General features: G+C 48.7%; 20 protein-coding genes. 13 read left to right on the plus strand and 7 right to left on the minus strand.

Going from position 1 to position 19,986, the window contains the following annotated elements; all coding sequences use genetic code 11:
• The first annotated feature begins 123 nt into the window (after window positions 1–123).
• Both ABD852_RS08095 and ABD852_RS08100 read left to right on the plus strand, forming a co-directional pair.
• A complete protein-coding gene (locus ABD852_RS08095; RefSeq protein WP_345027759.1) occupies window positions 124–462 on the plus strand; it encodes a YbaB/EbfC family nucleoid-associated protein in 339 nt (112 codons plus the stop codon).
• A gap of 68 nt (window positions 463–530) precedes the next feature.
• Window positions 531–1,589, plus strand: coding sequence for a glycosyltransferase family 2 protein (locus ABD852_RS08100; RefSeq protein WP_345027760.1), 1,059 nt, complete (start codon window positions 531–533; stop codon window positions 1,587–1,589).
• A gap of 21 nt (window positions 1,590–1,610) precedes the next feature.
• Here ABD852_RS08100 and ABD852_RS08105 read toward each other — a convergent pair whose 3' ends face one another.
• On the minus strand, window positions 1,611–1,832 hold the full coding sequence (locus ABD852_RS08105; RefSeq protein ID WP_345027818.1) for a PspC domain-containing protein: 222 nt from the start codon (window positions 1,830–1,832) through the stop codon (window positions 1,611–1,613).
• Between the two features lie 413 nt (window positions 1,833–2,245).
• Here ABD852_RS08105 and ABD852_RS08110 point away from each other — a divergent pair, with 413 nt between their 5' ends.
• From ABD852_RS08110 to ABD852_RS08125, 4 genes are all read left to right on the plus strand, one after another.
• Window positions 2,246–2,440, plus strand: coding sequence for a cold-shock protein (locus tag ABD852_RS08110; RefSeq protein WP_345027761.1), 195 nt, complete (start codon window positions 2,246–2,248; stop codon window positions 2,438–2,440).
• A 180-nt stretch (window positions 2,441–2,620) separates the two neighbouring features.
• Complete coding sequence (locus ABD852_RS08115; protein ID WP_345027763.1) at window positions 2,621–3,643, plus strand: hypothetical protein; 1,023 nt, start codon at window positions 2,621–2,623, stop codon at window positions 3,641–3,643.
• A gap of 133 nt (window positions 3,644–3,776) precedes the next feature.
• A complete protein-coding gene (locus ABD852_RS08120; RefSeq protein WP_345027764.1) occupies window positions 3,777–4,610 on the plus strand; it encodes a fumarylacetoacetate hydrolase family protein in 834 nt (277 codons plus the stop codon).
• Window positions 4,611–4,701: 91 nt separating this feature from the next.
• A complete protein-coding gene (locus ABD852_RS08125; protein WP_345027765.1) occupies window positions 4,702–5,130 on the plus strand; it encodes a hypothetical protein in 429 nt (142 codons plus the stop codon).
• Between the two features lie 78 nt (window positions 5,131–5,208).
• On the opposite strand, the gene gmd is transcribed toward ABD852_RS08125, so the two are convergent.
• Window positions 5,209–6,321, minus strand: a complete 1,113-nt coding sequence (gene gmd, locus ABD852_RS08130) for a GDP-mannose 4,6-dehydratase (RefSeq protein WP_345027767.1) — start codon at window positions 6,319–6,321, stop codon at window positions 5,209–5,211.
• 34 nt (window positions 6,322–6,355) lie between these two features.
• On the minus strand, window positions 6,356–6,952 hold the full coding sequence (locus ABD852_RS08135; protein WP_345027768.1) for an SPOR domain-containing protein: 597 nt from the start codon (window positions 6,950–6,952) through the stop codon (window positions 6,356–6,358).
• 185 nt (window positions 6,953–7,137) lie between these two features.
• Here ABD852_RS08135 and murB point away from each other — a divergent pair, with 185 nt between their 5' ends.
• Window positions 7,138–8,175 carry a UDP-N-acetylmuramate dehydrogenase gene (gene murB, locus ABD852_RS08140; RefSeq protein ID WP_345027769.1) on the plus strand — a complete coding sequence of 346 codons (1,038 nt, stop codon included), beginning with the start codon at window positions 7,138–7,140 and terminating at the stop codon, window positions 8,173–8,175.
• Window positions 8,176–8,331: 156 nt separating this feature from the next.
• The gene (locus ABD852_RS08145; protein ID WP_345027770.1) at window positions 8,332–8,646 is read left to right on the plus strand and encodes an isoamylase early set domain-containing protein; all 315 of its coding nucleotides are present in this window, start codon (window positions 8,332–8,334) and stop codon (window positions 8,644–8,646) included.
• 97 nt (window positions 8,647–8,743) lie between these two features.
• Here the strand turns inward: ABD852_RS08145 and ABD852_RS08150 are convergent, their stop codons facing one another.
• From ABD852_RS08150 to ABD852_RS08160, 3 genes are all read right to left on the minus strand, one after another.
• On the minus strand, window positions 8,744–9,661 hold the full coding sequence (locus tag ABD852_RS08150) for a hydroxypyruvate isomerase family protein (RefSeq protein ID WP_345027771.1): 918 nt from the start codon (window positions 9,659–9,661) through the stop codon (window positions 8,744–8,746).
• A gap of 79 nt (window positions 9,662–9,740) precedes the next feature.
• Complete coding sequence (locus tag ABD852_RS08155) at window positions 9,741–10,478, minus strand: LytR/AlgR family response regulator transcription factor (RefSeq protein WP_345027772.1); 738 nt, start codon at window positions 10,476–10,478, stop codon at window positions 9,741–9,743.
• Window positions 10,475–11,545, minus strand: coding sequence for a sensor histidine kinase (locus tag ABD852_RS08160; protein ID WP_345027773.1), 1,071 nt, complete (start codon window positions 11,543–11,545; stop codon window positions 10,475–10,477). The genes ABD852_RS08155 and ABD852_RS08160 overlap by 4 nt, the downstream gene beginning before the upstream one ends.
• 388 nt (window positions 11,546–11,933) lie before the next feature.
• Here ABD852_RS08160 and ABD852_RS08165 point away from each other — a divergent pair, with 388 nt between their 5' ends.
• Window positions 11,934–14,504, plus strand: a complete 2,571-nt coding sequence (locus ABD852_RS08165) for a TonB-dependent receptor (RefSeq protein WP_345027774.1) — start codon at window positions 11,934–11,936, stop codon at window positions 14,502–14,504.
• Window positions 14,505–15,052: 548 nt separating this feature from the next.
• Here ABD852_RS08165 and ABD852_RS08170 read toward each other — a convergent pair.
• On the minus strand, window positions 15,053–16,255 hold the full coding sequence (locus tag ABD852_RS08170; protein ID WP_345027775.1) for a Dabb family protein: 1,203 nt from the start codon (window positions 16,253–16,255) through the stop codon (window positions 15,053–15,055).
• A 709-nt stretch (window positions 16,256–16,964) separates the two neighbouring features.
• On the opposite strand from ABD852_RS08170, the gene ABD852_RS08175 reads away from it, so the two are divergent.
• From ABD852_RS08175 to ABD852_RS08190, 4 genes are all read left to right on the plus strand, one after another.
• On the plus strand, window positions 16,965–17,585 hold the full coding sequence (locus ABD852_RS08175; protein ID WP_345027776.1) for a DUF502 domain-containing protein: 621 nt from the start codon (window positions 16,965–16,967) through the stop codon (window positions 17,583–17,585).
• Window positions 17,582–18,196: a ribosome biogenesis GTP-binding protein YihA/YsxC gene (gene yihA / locus ABD852_RS08180; protein ID WP_345027777.1), complete on the plus strand. Its 615-nt coding sequence runs from the start codon at window positions 17,582–17,584 to the stop codon at window positions 18,194–18,196. The genes ABD852_RS08175 and yihA overlap by 4 nt, the downstream gene beginning before the upstream one ends.
• Window positions 18,197–18,259: 63 nt before the next feature.
• On the plus strand, window positions 18,260–18,751 hold the full coding sequence (locus ABD852_RS08185) for a DUF5606 family protein (protein ID WP_345027778.1): 492 nt from the start codon (window positions 18,260–18,262) through the stop codon (window positions 18,749–18,751).
• A 205-nt stretch (window positions 18,752–18,956) separates the two neighbouring features.
• Window positions 18,957–19,901 carry a 3-oxoacyl-ACP synthase III family protein gene (locus ABD852_RS08190; RefSeq protein WP_345027779.1) on the plus strand — a complete coding sequence of 315 codons (945 nt, stop codon included), beginning with the start codon at window positions 18,957–18,959 and terminating at the stop codon, window positions 19,899–19,901.
• Window positions 19,902–19,986 lie beyond the last annotated feature (85 nt).

The following is a 19,986-nucleotide window of genomic DNA, read 5'->3' on the forward strand; positions in this document are numbered from 1 at the left end:
TGCAAATCTGTTATCTTTGTGGTTTACAGTTGGGAGTGATGAGCTATGAAGATTTAGGGTGAAACAGCCCGGTTAACGCCTCACACCTCAAAACTGATTTCTAATAAAACGGATTGAAGCAAGATGTTTGGTAATTTAGGAGATTTGATGGGAAAGGTGAAAGACCTGCAGGCCAATATGCAGGCAGCCCAGGAGCAGTTGTCGGGGATAACTGAATCCGGGGAGTCCGGGGGCGGAATGGTTCGTGCGACAGTTAACGGGCAAAAGAAGCTCATTTCTTTGGAAATAGACCCTTCTATTGTGCAGCCGGGAGATACGGAAATGTTGCAGGACCTGGTGGTTGCAGCGGTGAATAAAGCACTTGAGACTATAGAACCCAAAATAAAGGAACACCTGAAAAGTGTAACGCAGGGGGCTTTGCCAAGTATCCCTGGCCTCGATTTGGGAAGTTTTTTAAAGTAACAGCCTGTGGCATACGCGTTCAGTAATAGAGTAGCGGCTTCCAAAGCGTTTATCCAGGCGTTTGCCCAATGACCAAGGTAGCGATCGTTATACTGAATTATAACGGCAGAGCGTTTCTGCAAAAGTTTTTACCGACTGTACTCCGGTATTCAGAGGGTTTCGAGGTGTGGGTGGCTGACAACGCGTCTACCGACCAGTCGCTGGAGTGGCTGAAAGATGCGGGGCTTCCCGTACAGACTCTTTCCTTTGATACCAACGAGGGGTATGCGGGGGGGTATAACCGAGCATTGAAACAGATAAGTGCCGAGTACTTTATCCTGCTGAATTCGGATATTGAGGTGACCGAAAACTGGATAGAACCGGTGATTGCCCTCTTGGACGCGGAGCCTAATATTGCAGCCTGTCAGCCAAAAATATGTGCTTACGATCTTCCCTCTCATTTTGAGTATGCGGGTGCGGCCGGAGGCCACCTCGATTACCTTGGTTACCCTTTTTGCCGTGGGCGGATTTTCGATACGCGGGAAGAAGACCTCGGCCAGTATGACGACGAAGTGGATATTTTCTGGGCTACCGGCGCCTGTCTCTTCGTTCGTTCCGAAGTTTTTGCAGAGCTGGGCGGATTCGACGAGATTTTTTTCGCCCACATGGAAGAGATCGATTTCTGCTGGCGGCTAAAGCAGAGAGGTTACAGGGTTGCTTATTGCGGCCATTCGCGGGTTTACCACGTAGGGGGCGGCACGCTGCATAAATCGAATCCCCGGAAAACTTTTCTGAACTACCGGAATAACCTGATTATGCTGTACAAAAACCTGAGTGGCGCCGATCGCGTAAAGGTAATCGGCATCAGGCTTTTCCTGGACGGCTTATCGAGTTTCCGGTTCATAGCGGCGGGCGCTTTTCCCGACGTATTGGCCATTATTAAGGCGCATTTTGCCTTTTATCGCCTGATTCCCAGGCTTTTCCGCTCCTCAGGGCCGAAGAAAAAAGTAAGACTCTATCCCAAAAGTGTTGTGTGGGAGTATTTTGGGCTCGGCCGGCATACCTTTGCCGAATTGAAGGGTTCTGTTGACTACAGGCCGGAACTTCCCGTTTCTTCCGCTGAAACCCGCCAGGCACCGGCACGTTAAGGCTAAAAAGGCATGGTTTTGTTATAACTCCCAGATAGTAGGGCTGTTATGGCGTCTCAGGTGCTTCCGGATCTCCATCCAGAAGGCAAGCACAAGGTAAAGAATGATGGGCGAGCCGAACGTAAGAAAGGAAGCGTAAATAAAATAAAGCCTGATGCTGCTTGCAGAAAACCGAAGCTTCTCTCCCAAAGCAGAACAAACCCCGAAAATCTGATCTTCCAAAAAATAGCGAACCGGTATCATCTCATTCATAGGTCGATTGAGGAGCCAATTTAGTGAAAAACGGGAAAAGATCGAACCGGTTTCCCCCGAACCGCTTTCTTTAGGTGTCGGCAACTCCGCTTTCCAGCCCGGTTTCACCTTTTTGTAATTTACCTTTTAATAACTTTCGGGTAAACGAGTCTCTTGTAGGTACACGTATATTTAGGTGGGTTTATTTTATTTTTTACTGGAAAATTGACTATTATTTCCCAGTTATTTAATAACTTGACGGCGGAAATAGAAAAAATAGCGGGGACAGGGCGCAAGTGGAAGCGGTGGAAAATTGAGGGTGGTGTGCTAAAAAATTTTGCAAAAAGTCTTTGTTTCCAAACAATTTTCGTTTCTTTGTGTTCATAGCGCTTTTATATTTTACAAATAACTACTAGTTTATTATCATGCCAACGGGTACTGTTAAATTTTTCAATGAGGCTAAAGGTTTCGGCTTTATTGTGGATGACGAATCGAACAAAGATATTTTTGTGCACGTAACAGGTCTTGGAGGCCTGACTATTAAAGAAAAAGATCAGGTGGAGTATGATATTGTGGATGGGAAAAAAGGTCTGAATGCCGTTAACGTGAAGAAATTGTAAATTGTGTTTAGCAAACAAGAGTAAAGCTATGGCCTTTTCGCCATAGCTTTCTTTGTTTCGCGTCAACGGATGGGTAGTTCCGGAGCTTTGCGCGGGAACTATTGGCAGCCTTTTTTGGGATTTTGTGAGGAAGTTCCAACATTTGGACGCTGATAGGGATTCCGGTCCGCCAACCATTCCATGACGTTATTTATGTTTTCCAGGTTTTTATTCGGAGTGTTCTTTTGGTTTTGCCTGGGTGTTGGCAGTCTTTATGCGCAGCACCCCGATCCAAAGGTTGTTCCGATAAGGCTACCGGACAGCCTGAGGTCCGGTAGCCGCGAGTTTTCCGGTCTGGCTATTCACGGAGACCGGCTTTTCCTGCTTTGCGAAAACCGTGACGATCATCTGAAAAAGCCTACACAGGGAATTTATAGCCTGAAACTGGCAGAGCTGGACCGTTGCCTGGCGGATACCAATACCGTAATAGAAGACTTTGCCTATCACCACCTTGCGGGTCTTGACGAGGTTTCCAGGCGTATAAAAGGTTACCAGGGACTGGAATCAATCGCTTTTGCCGGAGATAAATTTTTCGTGACGGTGGAGTCCTCAATGGACGCGGACGCGGGTTACCTGCTTACCGGTATTTTTAGCAATCATACTTTCGAACTGGACACTTCACGGGTCCTGGCGCTTCCGAAGCCGAAGCTTCCTGACGGCAGCCATGTTTTCAATGCGGGGTTCGAAGCGCTGGTACCGCTTGGGAGACGGTTATTTGCCTTCTATGAATTCAATGGTTTTATTAACAACTATGCCTATAAGATTAACGTTGCACGAGCTTCACGTACGCCGGTCCGGGTAGATAAGACGCCGTTCCGCCTGACTGACATGACGCGTTGGAAGGGACGCAGGACCGTGGCGATCAACTACTTTTTTCCGCTCAAAGCGGAAGCGATTTACCAGGAGGGCCTGGCCGGAGAAGACAGTGTATGGATTCACAACAGTAACGGGAGCTTGCGCCCGTTTGCGAGGCTGGTTGTTTGCAGGGTCGGCCGCAAACGGGTGAAAATAGAAAAAAGTTATGCTATGCCGGAGAAATACTGGACAAGCAACTGGGAAGGTATCACCCGGTACCGGAATGGGGTACTTCTGGTTAACGACAAGTTCACAAAAGGAGGAAAACCGGAATCACAGCTCATTTTTGTAAGTTTAAAGTCTGAATGACACTAGCGAGTCGGGGGTAACGTTATAAAATTGAATCCGGGCCCGCTATTCTGTGGAACGGGTGGTATCCTTTAATTTAATCGTAGTATTATTAATACCAATCGGAGCAATTTTAAACAGAAAATTACCGGCAATGAAATTATACAAAGTTCAGAATTCAGTATTAGTCGAAAAGGGAGGAAGCTATTATCCGATAAACCGGCATGAGTGGGACGAAGTGGTGAATCGGGATGATCTTTATGCCTGGCTGGAAGCCGAAATTGCGTCTATATCACCGGTCTTGTTCGGTGCGGAGGAGATGCCTGAAGTATCAGCACCCATCGGTACCCAGGAGATATGGGCTTCGGGGGTGACCTATTTTCGTAGCAAGGAAGCGAGGATGGAGGAATCGGAGAAGGCAGGCGGCGGCAGCTTTTATGACCGCGTCTACGAAGCCGATCGGCCCGAACTGTTCTTTAAATCTCTGGCCTGGCGTGCCGTCGGGGACAAAGGGATGGTACGCATCCGAATGGATTCAGTCTGGAACGTGCCTGAACCGGAGCTGACCTTATTTGCGACTTCTTCCGGTAAGCTGGTGGGGTATACGATTGGTAATGATATGAGCTCGCGTAGTATTGAGGGCGAGAATCCCTTGTACCTTCCCCAGGCCAAGAGCTATTCCGGGTCAACCGCTATCGGCCCGTGCCTTCTCGTTCCGAAAGAACCGCTCGGCCCGGACACCCAGATCCATATCGGTATTTTCAGGGATGCGGAGGAGGTGTTCGAAGGAGCTGTTACCATTGCACAGATGAAACGGAAGCCCGAAGAGCTCCTTGAATATCTTTTCAGGGAAATGTCTTTCCCCGCAGGGGTTTACCTGATGACGGGAACCGGGATTGTCCCGCCTTCGGATTTCACGCTCCTGTCGGGCGACGTAATTCAGATTACCATCGGGCAAATAGGGGTGCTTACTAATGTTGTCGCCTGAAAGGTCGTCTGAAAGTTTTAGCCGGTTGTCCAATAATAAGATTAGGGCGAAACGTTTATCTATAAAATCAAATGTTCAAATTAACCCAAGCATGAAAGCAAATCCATTCAGTCTTTTGAAAAACTTCCTCTTGATTTTTGTTCTGGCAATTGCCGCGGTGTCCTGCAAAAAAGATGAAAAAGAAAAGGAGTGTGTACCTACGGCACTTAAATCCCAGATTGTCGGTACATGGAATGCCAGCATTGTTACAGGAACTACTACGGTCGGGAACATTCCTTTGACCTTTACCGAAGACGGTAAGCTGCAAGGTGAAATCAGGAATTATCTTCAGCTATTTGCTCCGAGTGTCGTAATTGACGAAGCCATTACGTATGAAACATCCGGCGATACCGGCGTTAAGATTACTGCGACTACCAATGGGAAGCCTCTTGACCCGTTTTTACTTACGGTAGGTACGAGAACCTGTGAAACGATACCGCTTAGCTACGCCCTGGTGACCATCACACTCAATAAAAAGTAGAAAGCCATAAAAGAGTGCGGCGCGGCCGGGGATCCCCGGCCGCGCCGCACTCTTTTATGGCAACTCCCCGTAAAGTCGCTATTCGTAATAGTTCATAGGAGTATGCCCTGATTGCTCAAGAAGCCTGTCTTTTTTGAAGAGCGCCAGATCAGCTTTCATCATGTCTTCCACGAGTGCCTGAAGGTCGTACTTCGGCTTCCACCCGAGTTTGGTTTTTGATTTGGTTGGATCCCCGATAAGCAATTCCACCTCCGTCGGGCGGAAATACCGCTCGTCAATGGCCAGTACCAATTTTCCCGCGGGCAGCTGGTATTCCGGGTTGTTGCATTTCAGAACGTGCGCGGTTTCATTTACACCGGAACCTCTGAATTCCAGCTCAATCCCTACTTCGGCAAAAGCAAGCCTGACAAATTCGCGAATACTGGTAGTTACACCGGTTGCAATTACAAAATCTTCCGGTTTATCCTGTTGAAGGATAAGCCACATGGCTTCCACATAATCTTTCGCATGCCCCCAGTCGCGTTGCGCGTCGATATTGCCGAGGTGGATTTTCTCCTGCAGGCCCAGTGCGATTCTTGATACTGCGCGGGTAATTTTCCGGGTAACGAACGTTTCCCCGCGAAGCGGTGATTCGTGGTTGAACAGGATACCGTTGCAGGCATACATCTGGTAGGCTTCCCGGTAGTTCACCGTAATCCAGTAAGCATACATTTTGGCGACTGCGTAAGGCGACCTCGGATAAAACGGCGTGCGCTCGGATTGCGGAACTTCCTGCACCAGCCCGTACAGCTCGGAGGTAGAGGCCTGGTAAATTCTTGTTTTTCCAGTAAGTCCCAGAAGACGGACAGCCTCCAGGATACGGAGTGTCCCGATGCCGTCCACATTGGCCGTATACTCGGGTTCTTCGAAACTCACCCGTACGTGCGACATAGCGCCCAGGTTGTAAATCTCGTCCGGTTGAACTTCCTGGATAATCCGGATGATATTGGTAGAATCGCTCAGGTCGCCGAAATGGAGGATAAGGCGGGGGTTTGTCTCATGCGGATCTTCATAGAGATGATCGATCCGTTGTGTGTTGAACAGCGAGGTTCTTCTCTTGATGCCGTGGACTTCGTAGCCCTTTTCCAGAAGGAGCTCTGCCAGATAGGCGCCATCTTGCCCGGTTATCCCGGTTATTAGTGCTTTTTTCATCGGTGTAAAATGGTTGCACCCCAATTGAATTTTATTATTCTGCCATTGATTGCAGAAGTGCTTTTTCGATTTCGATCTTGTCAGAAATGACTACAGCCGAGGTATATTGAAGGCGAACGGTCGACAAAACATGTTCGGCAGCAGCTTTACTCATAAAATCCCCGATTTTTACGCGGTAGGTGGGTTGTGAAAACGTGATGTAGGGATTAAGATCCGGAAAGGCGCGGTATACGAAAGCTTTTGCAGCGTCCGCTTCGGAACGGATATTGCCTACATAAAGCTGTATCCTGAATCCCGGCATGAATTTGACGGATTTATTTTGCTGATTGATAGTTTGAAGAATGTCGGCCAATTCGGAGGTGACCGCTACGGTCTTGCCGGATGTTTCCTTTTTCTCAGGAGCGGAAGCGGCGGCTTTTTCTTCCGGCTGGGCAGAAGATTTAACCATCAGATCCTCGTTTTTGAACGGGTAATGGGGACGAACCTTGGCAAGGTCTTCCTGGTAGTTGCTCGTGCTGCTCCGCGACAGGATATTGCTCGAACAAGACGAAAACACTATCCAAAGTAAGCCCAAAAGCGCGAGATGAGAGCGCACCCCTAAGATTCCGGCCTGGTTTTTAACAATATACATAAGAGCAAAAGTAACAAAAAACGCATAGATCGGAAAGTCTCCTGGCTACAGACTGCCAACAGATGTTGCGGAAAAGCGTAATTTTGGAAATTGGTAATCGGAAACCGGAATGTAATCCGGCAATCAACGGCCCGATTTCCGACTTCCGATTTCTGATTACCGATTTCCATTTAAAACCCATCAAGGTGGCATTATCTTTTTTTCAAAACCACTCGCTACAACCATACAATACCTTCGGAATAGAGGCCAATGCAGATTTTTTTTGCCGGGTGACGGCCGGCGGGCAATTGGCAGAGGCTTTACGGTTCGCGCGCGAAAGCGGGCTGAGCCCTTTTGTATTGGGTGGAGGAAGCAACATTCTGTTACTGGGAGATCTCCCGTACCTGGTCATGAAGATGGAGCTGAAGGGCATACAGGTCATTCAGGAAGATGCTGACCAGGTTCGGCTACGGGTTGGTGCGGGAGTAGTCTGGCACGACCTGGTTGCTTTTGCCGTTTCCCAAGGCTGGGGTGGGCTGGAAAATTTATCATTGATTCCGGGCTCGGTGGGGGCGGCCCCCATTCAGAATATCGGCGCTTACGGGGTGGAGATCAAAGATGTTTTCTACGCGCTGGAAGCGGTTCGGGTGGAAGATGGGCAAACCCGGATATTTTCCCGGGACGAATGCCGGTTCGGCTACCGGGACAGCATATTCAAACAGGAAGAAAAAAATAAATGGGTGATTTCTTCCGTGGATTTCAACCTGAGCAAGGCGGGTATTGTGCATATAGACTATGGTGATGTTCGAAAGGTACTTGCGGAAATGGGAGCCGGGCAACCCGGAATTGCGGACGTAAGCAGGGCGATTATACAAATCAGGCGGAGTAAGCTGCCGGATCCGGCCGAAACAGGCAATGCAGGCAGTTTCTTTAAGAATCCAGAAATCCCGGCGACGGTTTTCGAGACTTTAAAGTCAAAATTTCCGGCGGTACCCGGCTATCCGCAGGCGGGTGATATGGTCAAAGTCCCGGCAGGGTGGCTCATTGAAACGGCCGGATGGAAAGGGTACCGGGAGGGAAGAGTCGGCGTTCATGACCGGCAGGCGCTGGTTTTGGTCAACCTGGGCGGAGCCGGTGGGGGCGAAGTAAAAGCTTTGGCCTCAAAAATCCAGGCGTCTGTGGAAGAGCGGTTTGGGATACGGCTGCAGCCCGAAGTCAACTATATAGGCGGCGGTTTGTCCTGAAAATTGCCGTTTTTAAGCTGTATTTTGCACTATACGGGCTAAAAATTGTAGTTGTATAATTATTTCAAGATAAATTCATTCTATTGTTTTGATTATCATGTGATTATAGTTTCAAGGATTGTATATTTGCTCCGTTAAACTAAACATCGCAAAAAAATGGCGCTATCGAAACAATTTATCAAAAGCAAGTCTGCCTATAAGGTAACATTCTCAGTACCTGTTGAGTTGGTTTCCGGAGCTACTGAGGTGACGGTATTAGGTGAGTTTAACGGTTGGGATCCTCTGGAAGCGACCAAATTGAAGAAGCAAAAAGACGGTTCTTACAAGGGAGCTTTGGAGCTTGCCGGAGGCCGTGAATATCAGTTCCGCTACCTGTTGGACGGGGAAAAATGGATCAATGACCAGGGAGCTGACAAGTACGTATCAGCAGGAGTAGCTGCCGAGGAAAATTCAGTTCTGATCCTGGCGTAAGAGGGGGACGGAAATCGGCAGTCGGCAGTCGGAAATCGGCAGTCGGAAATCGGAAATCGGAGCAAACGCCTGATTTCCGATTTCCGATCTCCGATTTCTAGAAATTATCACTCTCCTGATAGGCTTTTATCAGCGCGAGCTCACCTTCTTTACCGGGCTTCGAATTCCCGTGTTCCATTCCGATGATAAAGTCTAGCTTTTCGGCTTTGCTTCGGTCGTGAATGTATTTGAATACATTTTTATAATTGATTTCACCGGTGGTTGGCTCTTTTCTGCCGGGTTCGTCACCCACCTGGAAGTAGCCGATTTCACTCCACGCCAGTGTGATATGGTGAATCAGTCGCCCTTCGTTTTTTTGCTGGTGATAGGCGTCGTAAAGAATTTTGCAGGCCGGACTGTTCACCCCCCGGCAGATCTCATAGGTCTGATCGGTGTAGCGAAGGAAAAGATTCGGCGTGTCGCTCAGCGGTTCCAGTACCATCGTCAGACCGTGCGGTTCAAGAATTTCGGCGCCGCGGCGCAGGGCATCAATTACGTGGCCGGTTTGAATCCCGAGGGGAAGGGACCGCTCATAATCGCCCGGCACTACTGTCATCCATTTGGCGTTGACACGTTTGGCTACTTCAACGGCACGTTTGCATCCCGCCAGGAAAATGTCGACATGTTCTTTCTTACCGGCGGCCAGGGTATTGGCACCATTTCCGCCTTTATCCACTACAAACACACCCATTTTGATACCCAGGCGATCCATTTCGCGCGCAATTTTTTCCTGTTCCTGGACAGGTCTTCCCATCATGCCATTGTCTTCGAGTGCAGTAAACCCATTGTCGGCCATAAACTTTAACTGGTCGATCAGGTCTTTGCCGGCACTGTTCTGGAACATTCCGAAATGCGGTGCGTAACGAAGCTTAAAATTGTTTTTGGCGGGCTGGGCAGCGAAGCCCTGTTGCAATGGGTTGACAGCAGCTAACCCTGCCAGGCCTATAGCTGACTTAACGAAAGTTCGACGAAACATTTTGAGATCGTATTTATTTTAGACAATGGCAATAAAAGATATTTGCCGGGCAAATATACCAGCCCTAAGGGTTATTTCCCTACATCCATTGGCTCAAATAGCGGTTGAAGTCCTCTTTGTATTGCTCGCTGACCGGTATGTTTTCCGTACCGATCGAAATACTGGTCTTGGTAACCGCGCTGATTTTATCAAGGTTCACGATAAAGGAGCGGTGCACGCGCATGAATCCTTTCCCCGCTAGCTTTTCTTCCAGTGACTTGAGGCTGGTGAGTGAAAGAATGGGTTTCAGGCTGCTTTCGAGGTGAACTTTTACGTAGTCTTTAAGTCCTTCGATGTACAGGATATCTTCGAACAGTACCCTGACCATCTGGTACTCGACTTTCAGGAACAAGTAGTTGTCTTTCGGGCTGACCAGCTGTCCTGACGATTCTTCCGCCCGCCTGACCAGGCTGAAATGCTGCTGAGCTTTGGTGGCCGCCTTAAGGAATTCCTCGTAGTTGAACGGTTTCAAAAGATAGTCGAGCGCGTCTACCTTGTAACCTTCGTGGGCAAACTGATTGAAAGCGGTGGTAAAGACAACACGAGGCGCCCTTTCCGGGGACTTTTCCAAAATCCTGGCCAGTTCCAGACCGGTCAGGTCAGGCATCTGGATATCCAGGAAGGCGACATCAATACCCCCGTTCTGAATGGCCTGCAGCGCGTCCACACCATTTGAAAAACTCCCGGCGAGCTCCAGGAACGGCGTCTTTTCGATGAAGGTGCATACGAGTCCCAGTGCGAGAGGCTCGTCGTCCACAGCTATGCAGTTCAGCTTCAATTCACTTGCAGGTTTAGAGACACGGTAAACTTCTTTTCTTTTGAATTCTCCGATACTTGAAGCTGGTAACAACCGGGGTAGAGAATGTCCAGCCGCCGGCTCGTATTGGTCAGCCCAATGCCGTTACTTTCTTCCAGCGAGCGGTTTTTATCGGCAAAAAGTGTATTGCTGACCATCAGGTGTACACCTCCCGGAGGTTGTGTAACTGATATTTCGATGCTGCTGGGCTCGGTAGCACTCGTCCCGTGTTTGAATGCATTTTCAACAATTGGCAGAAAAAGCATAGGCGCAACGGGAACGTCGGTAATCTCGTCATCGATATGGAGTTTCAGGTCTACCTTTTCGGTGAGCCTGAGTTTCATCAATTCTACGTAATCCTCCAGGAAAGCAATCTCCTGTCTCAACATCACTTTGTCCTGGAGCGTGTCATACAAAACGTAACGCATCATTCTGGATAGTTTGTGTATGGCGGCCCCGGCCTTTTCGTGGTTGATCTGCGTAAGGGCGTAAATATTGTTGAGCGTATTAAAAAAGAAATGCGGGTTGATCTGCGCCTTCAGAAATGAAAGTTCCGATTCGAGTTTTTGCTTTTCGAGTTCTTCGCGCGCAAGACGGTTATTTTGCCAGCTCTGTACCGTTGCGGTGATGGTGCTGACCCCGAAGATAATAAGGGTAAAAAGCAGGGAAAAATAGTCAACCACCTCTTCGCGTTTCATGACGCCGCCTTCGCGCGCCGCCCGGAAAGCCCGGTTCATTATGTCCCGCAGCTGCAGACGCGTTTCAATCTGTTCCACCAAAAACGAGATGAGGACGGCCAGCGCAAAATTGATCACAATAAACAAGGGGATCTTGCTTTGCTGCAGCAGCCGGGGGATCAGTACTTCGGTGTTGGTGTAAAACAGGGCTACCAGGAACAAAAGCAGCAACGCCTGCTTGTACCAGAATTCTGCCGGAATGTGGATTCGCCAGGTGAGTGGTTGCCACAGGAGGAGAAAAGTGCCGAGCAAACACCACATCAGCAGGTGAGCGAAGATATTACTGTATTTGTGGCCGGCGGAAATTTTCACGTATACAACAAAGTTTGAGAGGCGGGCCACCGATGATTTGTATCGCGCAGCCCGGAGCCCCATTCATCTGGAGGCTAAATGTAATACATTGTAGTACAATTTGTGAATTATGCCGCAGCCGGGGCAGGGTTAATAGATCTCGGGGCAAAGTTTATCTATAGGAAACGCTTTTGATCCGATGAAATTCCCGCCCGCGAGGTAGTAGGGGAAATGTCGGTTAAATCGTTCAAACTATCGGTATAGTTCGGGCAACGGTCTATTGTGGATTGTTAGTCTTATAAAGATGAGTCAAATTTGTTGAGTTAGCCATGATTTATTCGATTTCCGGTGTCACGGGAACGCAATAATTATACCCTATTTAAACTATCTATTAGCCTAGCAGGAATCTATGAAACTATTACGATTGACAGCGCCGGCACTGGTTGCTTGTGCTTTATTGAGCATTCAGTCGATGGCGCAGCGCCCGGGTGGAGGCGAAGGACGACCGGGAGGGGGAGGTGGCGGTGAATGGGGCGGCCGTCAGAGACCGTCACAGCAGCAGGGGCCTGGAATTCCGGGTACACTGGAGTCAACAGCGCCCAAAGGGAACGGCAAGATTTTGGGGGTTGTAGTGGACTCGACCACCAAAAGTCCCGTAGAATTTGCAGCCGTCGCGCTGGTGGATGTAAAGACCAACAGCCCTATTGATGGAACTACAACCGATGAAAAAGGAAAATTCAGCCTTACCAAGGTAGCTGAGGGCGAATTTAAAGTGCTCGTTTCGTTTATAGGCTACAACTCGAAGGAAATAGCGAATGTTAAGGTAGAAAGGCGTTCCGACATAGAATTGGGAACCATACAACTCGGCAGTAATGTCGTTCAGCTGAATGAGGTACAGGTAGTAGGTATGGCCCAGCTGGTAGAAGAGAAAGTCGACCGTTTGGTCTTCAATGCAGAAAAGGACATAAGCAGCCGGGGCGGTGACGCAACCGACGTGATGCGCAAAGTGCCCATGCTGACTGTAGACTTGGACGGTAACGTCTCTCTGCGTGGTAGCCAGAATGTCCGTGTATTGATCAACAACAAGCCCTCCACCATAATAGCAACCAGCGTTGCGGAGGCCTTGAAGCAGATTCCCGCCGATTTGATCAAGTCGGTCGAGGTGATTACTTCACCGTCTGCCCGCTATGATGCCGAGGGAACGGCCGGTATTATCAATATTATTACCAAGCGTTCGAAAATACAGGGCGGTACGCTCAACGTGATGTCCGGTTTTGGCAACAGGGGGTCCAATATGGGTCTCCGCGGAAACTACCGCAGCGGCAAGCTCGGGATGAGCCTCGGCGGGTTCGGGCGCTGGAATTACAATATCCCGGCGGTCTCGGACAATATTCAGACCAGCAAATCGGAAGACCGGATCGTACGCCAGACCATGGAGGGCAAGGATAAAATGCTGTTCGGAAGCATCAATTTCGGGGCAGATTATGACCTGGATGAAAATTCCTACCTCGCCGCCGGCGTTCGGTACGGAGCGCGTAATTTCTGGAATACCCAGGGGATGAATACCGCTAATATTTTTAACGGCGTCACCACGAATAATTTCCGGAATGTGAAAACGGATGATCTTTCGGGGACCTGGGATGTGAATGTCGATTATTTTAAATCGCTTCGTAAGCCGTCGGAAGAACTGAGCCTCATGGCGCTCTTCAGCCGCAACAACCGGACCAATGACTATGAAGCTTCTGTTTACTCCGGGATTACCAGTGATCTGACTTACCTGGGGCTGGATTTTAATAAAAACAGGAGTCACAACCAAGAGTCTACGCTACAGGCGGACTACCAGACGTCATTCGGTAAAAACCAGTTGCTGGAAGTCGGAGGTAAAGGGATTTTCCGCCAGGTGTTCAGCGATATCCGTTATGGTGGTCTGAACGAGAGGACGCCCGATCAGCTGGACTATGACCAGAATGTAGGCGCCGGTTATTTGTCATACACATTTTCAACAAAAGACAAGTGGTCATTCAAGGCGGGCGCCCGCTACGAATATACGACAATCAATGCGAGGCAGGAAGAAGTGGGGGACCTCAATCTGTCGTCTTACGGAAACCTGGTGCCGAGTTTGAATATTTCGAAAACATTCGGGAAAAAGCAGGCACAAACCATTAAGGCATCCTACAACCGGCGGTTGCAACGGCCTGGAATCCAGTTCCTGAATCCGAACGTCAATTCTAGCAACCCTCAGAATATTTCAATAGGAAATCCCAACCTGGAGCCTGAGCTTACCGACCAGGTGGAAGTCGGAACCGGTTTCTTCAAAAACTCACTCTATATCAATGTAACGGGATTTGCCCGCTTTACCAATAACTCGATTGAGAGTATCAGATCTATTGAAGACGGTGTTATCACGACCACTTATGGAAACATCGGGGCCAAACGCAATTACGGGATGAACCTGTACGGAAGTATCACGCTGTTCAAGATGTGGGAAGTCAGCGGCGGGGTTGACGGCTACTACGCAACGCTGGCAAACAATTCGTCAGACGCGACAATAGCAGCCAATAACAGCGGGTTTGTGTTTTCAGGTCGTTTGCGCACCGGGCTGAATTTCAAAAACGGGTGGGGCCTGCAGGGAGGCGGCTTTATGCGCGGCAAGGAAGTGCAGCTTCAGGGAACACAAATGGGCTTCCGCATGTATGACCTGGGAATCAAGAAAGACTTCAAAAATAAACGCGGGTCTATCGGCCTAGGGATGGAGAACTTTTTTGCTCCGCGGTTTAACATGAAAACAGTAATGGAAACCCCGACATTCACCCAGATCAATAATAACTTTAGATACAACCGTGGCTTCCGGCTTAACTTCTCATACCGGCTCGGCAAAATGGAAGTCGTGGAGCAGCAGAAGAAACGCCGGGGCAAATCGATCAGCAATGACGATCAGAAATCCGGCTCGGCAGGCGCCGCAGAAGGCGGTGGCCGCTAGCAAAAATCTTAAATAGGATGAGTTGTTCATAAAAGCCCTCTGCGCTTGCGGAGGGTTTTTATTTTAGGGAAGGGGGAAGTCGGAGATCGGAAGTCGGAGGTCGGAGGTCGGAACTCGGAAGTGGGAAATCGGTACTTTTGATATGGGGAGGGAGAGATTCAAGCGGACCGGGGTATTACTGACTTTTTTGATGCCGGGCTTACTCATCCATTCTCAAATCTTCCCCCAACCGGTCAGCCCTTGTCAATTCACGTTTGAAATGCCCGCGATGCCTGATTACCATTTCGACAATTTGCGGGAAGAGGTCGTTATTGCGCATGTCTCCGGACAGATTGTTTTACCTTAAAATTCTACGGTTCGGCTACCCCGGCCCCGTTTAAGCCTCCAAAAAAACCGTCCGAAGCCTCCAACTCCGCCAGGTTCGCCCAAATCTACCACCACTTTTCCGTTCATCAACAATCAGCCCGCCTGCTCAACAGCAAACGGGCCGATTTCCAATTTCCGACTTCCGACTTCCGACTTCCGATTTCCGACTTCCGATTTCCGATTCACCTTCCAAACCCCTCGAAATCTATCTCCAGGAATTTTGTCACTTCGGGTTTCCATCGGTTTTCTACGAAGGCAACGTGGTCGGGGTGTTGGTTATAGGCCTCGTAACCGTCCTGGTCTTTGAAGATCATCGAGAAGCCATACGTGAAATCATTTTTAGGACTCACCTGGTCATATGCCTGAAAATTTTGAACGGAAGGAATGGCACTCAGGATGCTTTTACCATCTTCCAGAAAGCTGCGGGCTTCCTGCGAGCCTTTCGCGTGCCTGAGGTCAAAAATAACCATGTGTTTGATGCCCTCCAGTTGGGGATGTGCTTCGGTCGTGCCGGTGGTAGCGGCGTCGTTGCTGCTGTTGGCTGCTTTCATAAAGTATTCATAGCCGGCTTTTACATCCGGGAGGTTGTGGAACCAGTTGGCTTCCTGTTCTATATAAACGTAACCGGCAAAATTTTGCCTTTTTAACTCTTTTGCAATTCCTTTGAAGTCGAGAACGCCCTGCCCGATTACAACATAATCGGTTTTTATCTCGCCCGCTTTGGCCACGTCTTTCAGGTGAAGGCTGATCAGGCGGTTTTCCAATGCTTTCAGGCAGGCTACCGGGTCGAGCCCGCTTCTGGTATAGTGGCCCACGTCGGCACAGGCTCCTATAAATGGCCGGCCTTCTGCGGCTTTAAGCACGCTGTCCGGGTGCCAGTAGTAACTTTCTCCCTTTGCATGCTGGTGAATAGCGGTCTTGATGCCGTATTGCTGTCCCAGGCTGTCGAGAAGGTCCCATTCATCCGGTCTGGGTTCGCTTACAAAAAACTCCAGGCCGACTTTTTTCCCCATTTCAAAATAATGCTTCCACTGCTCGGGAGTTTTGGCATCGGCAACGTAGATCGAACGCATCGCCAAACCTTTGCCTTCAATGAATTTCTTGAGTTTTTCGATCTCGGCATCATTGAGGCTGAGGAGCGTCTTGTTGTCGAATTCGCTCCCCAACTGGTGAAAAGAAAACCCTTCTACGAATTTCAAGCCCGCGCTGTCTGCTTTTTCCAGTGTCTGCGGAAATGGAAATTTATTAAAAGAGTATAGGGCTACTCCCGTTTTCCAGGGGAGAGCGGTTTCCTGTGTTGCTTCGGCTTTTTGCTGGGAAGATTGACAGGAGGCGAACAGACCGGTGGCGAATGCGGCGCCGATCAGGCAGGCAAAAATTTTCATAAATTTAAAAAGGTTTAAGCGGTGAGCTTAGAGGCTCATGGCTATTTTGAAACATTAAAAGGCAACTTGCGACATAAAGAGCTTAGGGACGTAAATAGTAAATCATCGGCACGATTTCCCTAGTCCGGAAAGTCCAAATTTAGTTACAGTTTACCTGATTAGGCGAATGGCCGGGAAACAAGCCAGGGAAACTGGCTGTGTTTTTTGTGGTAAGTGATTGTTTTTTAATGTTTTGCGTGGTTTTTGCGAAATTATTTTTTTGTTGAAAAGTAAGTTTATGTCGGATAGAGTTGCTAATTTTGAATGATTTTAAACTTGTGATCAGCGATATGCAGCATTCAATTCCGGATTTTGAAATCAACCAGTCTTCAGAGACCTATTTTCCGTTCACCTCCCTCCAGGATTCGGAGTGTTGCCTTCTTAAAAAATGTTGCAAAGCGTACAAGAAAAAAGGCAAGCGCTGTAAGAAGTGCCCTAAGAAATAGGCCTTTCGATTTTAATCCCATCCTTAATTTTTGATTATTGAACAGGTGCGGCTTTTTGGCGGCCGGCGTCACACCCTGTTTGCCGGTTTCTCATGCCTGGGGTTGTTGGGAAAGCCGTTGTCGGCGCGGCTGATTCTGTTCCGGATTTAAAACTCGCCCGTTTTTCTTAGATTTGCGCGTCGGAAAGTAGTTACACAAGACATTATTAGCCAGGAGGAAAGCAAATGGCCAGGAAATTACTCAACTATTTCGGGAGCGGGTTACTGCTGGTAGGACCGATCTATATCACGATCTGGATTATTATGGCAGCAATCCAGACGCTGGATGGGCTGCTGCCGGTTTCGCTTGATATTGACGGCACCAACCGCCCGGTATATTTGCCGGGGCTTGGGCTGGTTATTATCATCGGGCTGATCATACTGTTGGGATATATTTTTTCCACCATTGTCCCGATCTCATTTTTTCACATGATTGAGCGGTTCGTAGCGAGAATCCCTCTTATCAATATTATTTATACCTCTATTAAAGACCTGATGGCGGCTTTTGTCGGCGACAAAAAGAAATTCAGCCACCCGGTGATGGTAACGGTCTACAAGGATTCCGGCATCAAAAAGTTCGGTTTTATCACCCAGCAGGACCTGAGCCAGTTCGATATTCACGATCATCTCGCGGTTTATTTGCCGCATGCCTATGCTTTTTCAGGACAATTGGTGATTGTGCCCAAAGAAAATGTGACTTTGATTGACGCTTCGAGTACTGATATCATGAAGATGATCGTTTCAGGAGGAGTGTCGATGAAAGAAAAGACGCCGGCTGAGAAGCCTGAAGAACCAGACGACTTATGATCATCAAGGAAGCGAGCTTTGTAAGCAGCAATACCGAATTTGAAAAGTGCCCGCCCCCGGATCTTCCGGAGTACGCATTCATCGGCCGGTCGAATGTCGGGAAATCGTCATTGATCAACATGATTACCAACCGGGAGAAGCTGGCCAAGACATCGTCTACGCCGGGTAAAACCCAGCTGATCAACCATTTCATTATAGACAAGTCCTGGTACCTGGTCGATCTACCCGGTTACGGTTATGCCAAGATAAGCAAGTCGGAGCGGGAGAAATGGCAAAAGATGACGTTCGATTACCTGCAGCAGCGTACGAACCTGGTTTGTACCTTTGTACTGGTGGACCTGAGGCATTCGCTTCAGAAATCGGATCTCGAATTTATGGAGATGATGTCTGAAAACGAACTCCCTTTTAACCTGGTTTTTACCAAAGCCGACAAGCTGAAGAAAAACGAGGTGGAACGCGCCGTAAAGGCATATTTGGGGGAAATGCTGCAGTTTTGGGAGGATGCACCCGCTTCTTTTGTGACGTCGTCGGAACGCCGCGACGGACGGGACGAACTGTTAAAAGCCATACACGATTACAATCAATTATTTACCGAAAGCAGGGCAGTTTAGGTTGTTTCAAGGATTTTCTTTCCTTTAATTTGCGCCTGAATTCAATTGACGTACCTAATCAACATGAGTGAAAGCAAGGAGAATATAAAAGAGACAGGTTTTTTGCAGGATGTGGCAAATATTTCCGGGAAGCCGGGTCTGTTCCGTATTTTGAAACCCGGCAGATCGGGCGTTATTATAGAATCGCTTGACGCCAGGCGCGAGCGCAGTATGGCTGCAGCTTCCGCAAAAGTGTCTATTCTGAAGGATGTGTCGGTATACATAGATGATGAGGAGAGTGAATCGATTCCGTTGGCCGACCTCTTTCTGAAAATCAGGGAGGTGCTCGGGAGTGAACTGCCGTTTGACGTCAAGAAAGCTTCTGATGCCGAAGTAAGAGACCAGTTTGAATCGGTGCTTCCGAACTACCACAGATCGAGGGTGTATACTTCTGACATGAAGAAAGTATTTGCCTGGTATACTATCCTGTCCGAGCAGCTGCCGGAATTCTTCGAGGCGCAGACCGCTTCCGATGAAGAGACAGCGGGTTCAGGTGCATCCGAAGAAAATAAATAGCCGGTTACGAGGGCTGCTGTATACCCCGAAACCGGTATACAGCAGCCTCCGAGCTACCGACCGGCAGATTTTCAATCCGGGCTTATTTGTTTACCTATTAAAATAATTTGCTGAATTGTTTTAATATTAAATACCACGGATTCTACGAAATATTTAACTTTCGGGAAAAAAGTTGCGAAAGCAACTGGAGTCAAATAGCGTGACGATGTTCATAAATAAAATAAGCCACTATCTGCCTAGTGAAGTTATTGGCAATGAGTATTTTACAAAACTGAATAACCTGTCCAGCGACTGGATTATTGCCAGAACAGGTATTCATGAACGCAGGAGAACATCGGAGGGGGAAAATACGTCGACTATGGCGGTGGATGCCGTAGAGATTCTTTTGAAAGATGCCCCTTACAGCAAAAACGAGATTGATCTGATTGTAGGCGCAACCTATACGCCCTATGACACTATCGTGACGCTGGCACATGCCGTCCAGCATGCGCTCCAGATCCCGGATATTCCCGTTGTGTCGGTATCTTCTGCCTGTTCTTCGCTGCTCAACGCCATCGAGGTAGTGCAAGGATATTTTGCAATGAATAAGGCGACCAAGGCACTGGTGGTGGTGTCGGATAATAATTCAGCCTATAACAACGAAACCGATACGGTATCCGGCCACTTATGGGGAGATGGCGCCTCTGCCATGCTTATTTCAAAAAAACGGCAGTCGGAACAGGATATTTTTATCCGCGACCTGAAAACGGGCGGGGCCGCCACGCATGAGAAGGCCATGGAGGCAGTTGTCCTGCGGCCCAACACGCGGGGCGTGGTAATGCCTTACGGAAGAGACGTGTTCATACACGCCTGTACCTATATGCCGAAAGTAAGCCAGGAAGTGCTCCAACGCTGCGGGTTGGGAATAGAAGACATCAGTTATATCATTCCGCACCAGGCCAACCACCGGATTTCCCTGAATATCATCGGTACTATGGGCATCCCTGAAGAAAAGCTGATTTCTAATATCCAGGAGCTGGGGAATACGGGATGTGCAGGGTGTGCTATTGCACTTTCGGAGAATCGCCACCGCTTCAAAAAAGGAGAAAAGCTGATCGTTACCGTTTTCGGCGGGGGGTATTCTTATGGCGCGATGCTGCTGGAGGTTTAGACCAAAGCCGTCAGCTTCTTCTCAAATTTTGATGCAGTTGTGGCAGACAATGGGTATATTGTCGGCGGATCTTGTCGATTAACCT

Source organism: Ravibacter arvi, assembly GCF_039540405.1.
Taxonomy (GTDB): domain Bacteria; phylum Bacteroidota; class Bacteroidia; order Cytophagales; family Spirosomataceae; genus Ravibacter; species Ravibacter arvi.